6 protein-coding genes are annotated in these 7218 nt (G+C 73.7%); 3 read left to right on the top strand and 3 right to left on the bottom strand.

Annotated elements, in window-relative coordinates; translation table 11 throughout:
- Positions 1-34 precede the first annotated feature (34 nt).
- On the top strand, positions 35-1249 hold the full coding sequence (gene dinB / locus ACYVK5_RS00730; RefSeq protein ID WP_460701369.1) for a DNA polymerase IV: 1215 nt from the start codon (positions 35-37) through the stop codon (positions 1247-1249).
- Between the two features lie 92 nt (positions 1250-1341).
- On the top strand, positions 1342-1755 hold the full coding sequence (locus ACYVK5_RS00735) for a DUF3040 domain-containing protein (protein ID WP_460701370.1): 414 nt from the start codon (positions 1342-1344) through the stop codon (positions 1753-1755).
- A 103-nt stretch (positions 1756-1858) separates the two neighbouring features.
- Here the strand turns inward: ACYVK5_RS00735 and ACYVK5_RS00740 are convergent, their stop codons facing one another.
- Genes ACYVK5_RS00740 through ACYVK5_RS00750 form a run of 3 tightly spaced genes read right to left on the bottom strand, consistent with a single transcriptional unit; the run spans position 1859 to position 6553 of the window.
- Positions 1859-4228 carry a transglutaminase family protein gene (locus tag ACYVK5_RS00740; RefSeq protein WP_460701371.1) on the bottom strand — a complete coding sequence of 790 codons (2370 nt, stop codon included), beginning with the start codon at positions 4226-4228 and terminating at the stop codon, positions 1859-1861.
- Between the two features lie 46 nt (positions 4229-4274).
- Positions 4275-5594: a DUF58 domain-containing protein gene (locus ACYVK5_RS00745; protein ID WP_460701372.1), complete on the bottom strand. Its 1320-nt coding sequence runs from the start codon at positions 5592-5594 to the stop codon at positions 4275-4277.
- Positions 5594-6553 carry an AAA family ATPase gene (locus tag ACYVK5_RS00750; RefSeq protein ID WP_460701379.1) on the bottom strand — a complete coding sequence of 320 codons (960 nt, stop codon included), beginning with the start codon at positions 6551-6553 and terminating at the stop codon, positions 5594-5596. The genes ACYVK5_RS00745 and ACYVK5_RS00750 overlap by 1 nt, the downstream gene beginning before the upstream one ends.
- Before the next feature lie 478 nt (positions 6554-7031).
- Here ACYVK5_RS00750 and ACYVK5_RS00755 point away from each other — a divergent pair.
- Positions 7032-7218 (top strand): hypothetical protein (locus ACYVK5_RS00755; RefSeq protein WP_460701373.1); only part of this gene is annotated, 187 nt, incomplete at its 3' end.

Below are 7218 nucleotides of genomic sequence, written 5' to 3' on the forward strand. Positions count from 1 at the left end.
CGGGCACCACCGACCCGCTCGACCTCCTGCGCCCGTGAGCCGCGCTCCGAGGTCCGTGGCCGCGCGGCGGGACTGGGGCTCCGACGAGTCCGGCTGCACGGTCATGCACGTCGACATGGACGCGTTCTTCGCCTCGTGCGAGGTCGCCCGGAAGCCCGAGCTGCGCGGCAAGCCGGTGATCGTGGGCGGGCAGGAGCGCGGGGTCGTCGCGGCGGCGACGTACGAGGCGCGGGCGTACGGGGTGAAGTCGGCCATGCCGATGACGCGCGCGCGGCTGCTGTGCCCGCAGGCGATCGTGATCACGCCGGACTTCACGCTGTACTCCGAGGTGTCCCGCGGAGTCATGGAGATCCTCGGCGAGGTCACGCCGCTGGTCGAGAAGGTCAGTGTCGACGAGGCATTCCTCGACGTTGCCGGTGCGCGCAGGCGGCTCGGCGAACCCACCGCGATCGGGGCGGACCTCCGCGAGCGGATCCGGGCGGAGTACGGCGTCACGGCGTCGGTGGGGGTCGCGCGGAACAAGTTCGTGGCGAAGCTGGCCTCGACGCACGCCAAGCCCGACGGGATGCTGCTGATCCCGGACGCGGCGACCGTCGAGTTCCTGCACTGCCTGCCGGTCGGCGCGCTGTGGGGCGTCGGGGAGAAGACCGAGAAGACCCTGGCGGCGTGGGGGATCACGACGGTCGCGGAGCTGGCGCACACCGACCTGCCCAGCCTGCAGACCGCCGTCGGGCGGGTGAGCGGGGCGCACCTGCACAACCTGGCCTGGGGCCGTGACCTCCGGCCGGTGGTGCCGGGACGCGAGGAGCACAGCGTCGGCGCGGAGACGACGTTCGGTGTCGACGTGCACGATGACACCGTCCTCGCACGGCGTGTGCGGGAGCTCGCGGACCGCGTCGCCGCCCGGATGCGGAGGCAGGGAGTGGTGGCCCGCACCGTGTCGGTCAAGGTGCGCACCAGCGACTTCGTCACAGTCACCCGGTCACGGACCCTGGAGGGGCCGACCGACGTGGCCCGGGACGTCTACCTCGTGGCACGCGAGCTCGTCGCGTCCGTGGACCGTCGCGGCCTGCCGGTGCGGCTCGTGGGCGTGCGCGGGGAGCGCGTGCTCGAGCGGGAGGGTCTGGCCGCTCAGCCGACGCTGGAGGAAGCCGCCGATCCTCGTTCCGGCGCACAGCGCGATGCCGAGCTCGCACTGGACGCCGTGCGCCAGAAGTTCGGCCGCGCAGCCATCGACCTCGGCGCCTAGTTCCGCTTCGTCCGGGATGTCGACTACCGCACGGGGCGCGACCGGCTTATCCTGAGGGGGTCACCGTAACTTTGCGAGATCTGGGGGTCTCGATGCCGCTTTCCGAGTACGAGCAGCGAGTGCTGGAGCAGATGGAGCGCGCCCTCACCTCCGACGACCCGCGTCTCGCGAACACCTTGCAGTCCTCCGGTCGCAGATCCGTGCTGCGGTATGTGCTGGCGGGCGTTGCCGTCGTCGTCGGCCTGCTACTTCTCGTGGTGGGCGTCGCGTCGTCCAGCACCTGGATCGGCGTGGTGGGATTCGTCCTGATGTTCGCGGGCGTCGTGTTCGCCGTCGCGGCGCCGCGACGGAAGACGGGTCCGTCGGGCGTGGTGGACGCCGAGGGCAACGTCACTCCCCCGAAGCCGGGGAAGGGCAACGACAAGTCATCAGGCAGCGGGGGCTGGTCAGGGCTCCTGACCAGGCTCGAGGAACGCTGGGACCGCCGCCGGGGCGAGGGCCGCTGATCCGGGATCCACGTCCACGGCCGTACTGATCGGTGCAAGGCCGCCCGGGGGAGTTCCCAGGCGGCCTTTCGCCATCCGTGCCGCCTTCGCCGTGCGACGCCGCTCAGCGGCGCAGCGCCTGGGCCAGCACCTCGCCGACCCGGGCCGCCGGGGTGTCCGGCGTCGCGCCGAGGGTCTCGGAGATCCCGGCGGAGATCGTCTCGGTCAGCTCGTCGAGCTGACCCGGCGACGGCGACACGAACTCGCGGGCGTAGCGCTCGTTCTCCGCGGCCTGCGCGAGGGTGACGATGCCTTCCGCGGTCTCGTCGGGCAGCGGGTTCCCGGTGCGCGCCCGGACCTGCTCCGCGATCTCGTCGGGCGCCTGGCGTAGCGTCGTCGACGGCCCGAGCACCACGTTCCGCTCGGCGAGCTGCGCCACCACCCGTCCCCATGCCTGCTCGGGGTCGAGCGTCACCGAGTCCTGGCGGCGCCGGAAGAGCAGCCACAGCCCGCCCGCGCAGACGGCCAGCGCACCGGCGACCGTGCCGGCCCATACCTCCCAGGGCAGGGATTCACCCCGGGCTCCCCGGCCCGCCGCGGCCCCGGCCGGGTCCTCCTCGGCCGTGGGCTCGTCCTCGGGATCGGCCTCCGGGACGTTCGTGGGCCGCGGATCCTGGGGCACCTCGGTCGGTGCCGGGCCGGTCGCGGCGACCGGGTTCGCGTAGTCGGGCAGCGGGCCCGTCTGCACCTGCGGCGTCGGCTCGAACCGGACCCATCCGAAGCCCTGGAACCACACCTCCGGCCAGGAGTGCGAGTCCTGGCCCGTGACGGACCAGACGCCGTCGCCGTCGTCGTCGGCCCCGGGCAGGTAGCCCACGCCGATCCGCGTCGGGATGTCGAGCGAGCGGGCCATGACGAAGAACGCCGTCGAGAACTGGACGCAGTAGCCCTGCCGGTCGGTCAGGAAGTCCCAGGTGGCGTCGTTCGTCCGGGCCGGTGCCGTGTCGGTGCTGTAGGTGAACCCGCCCTCGTGGTGCAGCCAGTTCTGCAGGGCCACGGCCTGGTCGTAGCGTGTCCGGGCGCCGTCGGTGATCTCCCGCGCGAGCTCGGTGGTGTCCGCGAGGTACTCCGTCTCCTTCAGGGACGTGTAGTTCGCGCTCCCCGGCATGCCGTCTCCCGCGGCGCGCAGCGACCGGGCGGAAAGGCCGCGGTCGAGCATCTCGACCGTGTACTGGGTGCCCTCGGTGAGCCGCCCGTCGCTGCGGACCTCGTCCAGCACCGGGTCCCAGCGCCACCGGTCGTCGCCCGCGGTCATGACGATCCGGCGGGGGCCACCGGGGATCGGCAGGAGGCCGTCGCGGCTGGAGGAGATGCGCACGTCGAGCGCGGCGGACTCACCCGTCAGGTTCTCCGTCCCGGACATCAGCCGCGACTCCGACGTCACGTCCACCAGACCGCCGTCGCGCGGGTCCCAGCTGACCCGGCGGCCGTCCCAGGCGGTGAACGTGCGCTCCCGCAGCGGCTCGCGCCGGTCCGGGTCGGAGATCTCGTAGGTGAGCACCTCCGCCGAGGACCGCGCACCGAGGCCGGCGCGCATGTCGAACTCGTCGGACAACTCCAGGGACTGCCCCTGCGTGCGGAAGATCTGCGAGAAGCTGCCGGCCACGCCGGGAACCGCCGCGACCACGGCACCCGTGCCCAGGGCGAGGACGGCCACGACGACGGACGAGACCGCCGTGATCCACGCCCGGGACCGGCGCGCCCGGGCGACGGCGGCGTCCTGGCTCCGCCCGCGCGCGAACCCGGAGCCGGACTGGTCGAGCGTGAGCAGCAGCAGCGCGGCCGTCACCGCCACGACGAACGTCCCGGCCGGGATCCGCCCCATGATCGACAGCGCCGGCGTCCACAGCACGAGCAGGGGGAGTCCGGCCATGGCGGGCATCCGCGCGCCGGCGAGCGAGTCGGCGACGAGGAACATCAGGAGCGTGCCGCCGACGGCGACCATCCCGATGGGCAGGCTGTCCTCGACGGGCGCGCGCTCCATGATCATGATGTCGGTGGCGGTCGCGAACCGGTCGAGGGCCCAGCGCCACTCGTCGCCCCCGACGAGCAGCGTCATCTCGCCGGTCGGGGTGCCGTACCGGGCCAGGACGTACCAGGAGGCTACCGCCAGGCCGACGATGGTGGCCACGAAGGACACCGTCCCGGCGGCGCGGTCGGCCGCGTGGTCGCCCGCCGGCTCCCGTGCGGAGCCCTCGCCGGGCCCGCCGGCACCCCGCCCGGAGCCGGCCCGGGTCATCGCCCGGTTCAGCAGCGCCCACCGAGTCAGGCTCGTGCTCGCGGCGACCAGGATCACGCCGGCCACGCCGGCGCGGGTCCAGGAGCCGGGTTCGATGATCTCGCCCAGCGCGAACATCGACGCGATCGTCGCGACAGCGACCAGGACGCCGCTGACGACCGTCCGGGTGAGCGCTCCGTGATGTGCCGGGATCATGCTCTCTCTCCGCGCCGTTCCTCGTGTTCCGTTCCCGCTCCCTGCGTCACGCCGCTCCCTCGCTCAGGAGCGCCCAGGCGCGCTCGATATCGGTGCGGGTCTCGCACCGTGCCACGTGCCAGCCCGCCGCGGTGAGCTCCGCCGCGGTGTCGTCGATGTCGTGCCGGAACCCCTTGCCGCGCGGGGCCACGAGCAGCGCCCAGCAGGAGCGGTCCGCGCCGAGTGCGGCCAGCTCGCGCCGGGAGTCCGGGCCCTGCGGCCCGAGGACGGCGATCAGGAGCTCGCTCGGGCGGCGTGCCAGCCGGAGCGCCCGGGCGGTGGTCCCGGCGGCGTGCGCCGCCTCCGACGGGCCCCGGTGGCCGTGCAGGTCGACGCAGGCGTCGAGCAGCATGTGCCGGGCGGACCGGGTCGGCACGAACCGGACGCCATCGACGGCCGGCGCCGCACTGGTCGTGAGGATGCGTGAGGGGTGCCCCGCGTCGAGGAACGAGGTCGCCATCGACGCGACGAGGTCCACCGCCCATTCGCCGTCGCTCACCGCCGCGGGCCGGCTGAACGCCACGGCGGCGCCGTCCTGCTGGTGCGGCAGCAGCGCGCGGTCGAGCAGGACGCTCACCGGCCGCACGCCGGCGCTCTCGTCGGCGCGCACCAGGAGCTGGCCGCGCCGCGCGGCGCTCGCCCAGTGCACGCGACGGGGATCGTCGCCGGGGACGTACTCGCGCAGCACGGCGTCGTCGGACGACTGCAGCCGGCCGCCCGCGGACGCCCGGTCGACGTCGCCGCGGGTCCGCGTGCGGACCGGGAGCTCGACCGTGCGCGGCCAGACCGCCACGCCCGTCGTGCTGCCGAGCGGCTGCGTGGCCCGGACCAGGCCGAACACGTCGGTACGCGACGTCAGCAGCGGCCCGAGCGGCCAGCGCCCGCGCCGCGACGGCGTCAGTGAGTACGTGACATCGATCCGTTCCGCCCGGGCGTGCACGCGTGCGCGGATGCCCTCGTGCCCCGCGAGCTCGTGCGCGGCCTGCTCCGACAGCCGCAGGCGGGCCAGGCGCTCGTAGGCTGCGCCGGTCGGCGCGGCCGCGGAGACCGCGAGGTGCACGTCGGTCCGGGCGTCACGGACCACGGGGCTCGGCGTCACCCGGCGGTGCACCACCAGCGCCCCGCGTCCCTCGTCGAGCCGCTGCAGCCCGGTGACCAGCCAGGCGAGTGCGACGGCGAGCAGCGCCGCCGCGCCGGTGGCCACGAGGTCCGGCAGCGACAGCAGCAGGCCGACCAGGGCCAGCACGACGCCGATCAGGCAGGCTCCGACGCCCCGGCCGGTGAGCCGTACACGGCCGAGGCGCCGGAGAGCGGCAACCAGTGGCATCAGCGGCGGTCGGATCGGTCGAGCGCCGGAACGGGCGTGCGGCGGACGATGTCGTCCACGATCAGCTCGGGTGTCGTCCCGCCCAGGCGCGACTCCGTGGTCTGGATGAGCCGGTGCGCGATGACGGGGCGGGCGAGGCGCTGCACGTCGTCGGGCAGGACGTGGTTGCGGCCGGCCATCGCGGCCATCGACTTGGCCGCCCGGAGGAGCTGCAGCGAGGCGCGCGGTGAGGCGCCGAGCCGCAGGCCGGGGTGCTCGCGGGTGGTACCCACGAGGGCGAGCACGTACCGCTTCACCGAGCTCGACGCGTACACGCCGCGCACGAAGGCCGCGTACCGGAGGATGGCCGCGCCGTCGGTGACGGGCTCCAGGTGGCTCAGCGGCGTGGTGGCCTCCTGCCGCTCCAGCATGAGCAGTTCGGCGTCGGTGTCGGGGTAGCCCACGGTGATGCGGGCCATGAAGCGGTCCCGCTGCGCCTCGGGCAGCGGGTACGTCCCCTCCATCTCGACCGGGTTCTGCGTCGCGACGACGAGGAACGGGCGGGGGAGCATGTGCGTGGTGCCGTCCACGGTGGTCTGCCCCTCCTCCATGCACTCCAGCAGGGCGGACTGCGTCTTGGGGGAGGCGCGGTTGATCTCGTCGCCGATGACGATGTTGCTGAACACCGGACCGGGGCGGAACTCGAACTCGTGGCTGTCGTTGCGGAAGATGTTCACGCCGGTCAGGTCGCTCGGCAGCAGGTCCGGCGTGAACTGGATGCGTCCCGCCGCGCAGTCGACGCTGCGCGCCAGGGCCTTGGCGAGCGTGGTCTTGCCGACGCCCGGCACGTCCTCCACGAGCAGGTGTCCCTCGGCCAGCAGTACCGCGAGCGTGATGTCCGCCAGTCCGGGCCGGCCCGTGACCACGGACTCGATCGAGGCGCGTACCCGGCTCGTGGCGTCCACGAGCTCGGCCAGCATCGCGCCCGCGTCACCGGACGCCGCGCCGTTCCCGGAGCGCAGCGTGGTGGCCGACGGCGGGGGCGGGACGATGCCCGCCGTCCGGCGAACGGGCGTACCAGCGGCGGGAGCGTCCGCCGGTGGCTGGAACAGGCCGGGAGCGTGGGGATCTTGCTGCACTGGGGAGAACCTCCGTCGGCCTGGGATCTGTGGGGTCACGTCGCCGGCGCCGCGCCGCACGTCCGCTGTGTCCGTTCAGCCTAATGGAGACGGGCCGAAAGCTGTTGCGTTCGTCACGTGCGCACGACGGCGACGGGCGGACCGGGTCCGCCGCGGCGGAGCGGCGTGACCGTCGAACGCATCATCTCATTCCGGTAACGGGATCTGCAAAAAGCTCATTCAGGGACGATATTCACCCGGGCGGGAAATGAGCGTCGAGTACGTTCCGGTGCTCGGTGTGGTCGCCGTCGGGGCGGTCGCCGTGAGAGCGGGAGCGCGAATGGCTTCGCAGGGTCTGGCCGAGGGGCGGCGCGTGGTGGCGCGCGTGGCGCGAGGGCTGCGCTCACGCTCGACGGTGCTGATCGCGGGAGTCCTCGTCCTTGTGCTCGGAGCGGGTGCTTCGGCAGTGGTCGCGACCGGGTCGCAGGACGCGCTGCTGTCGGCGCTCGGCATGGACGGCACGGCGG

It is taken from the genome of Myceligenerans halotolerans (assembly GCF_054782975.1).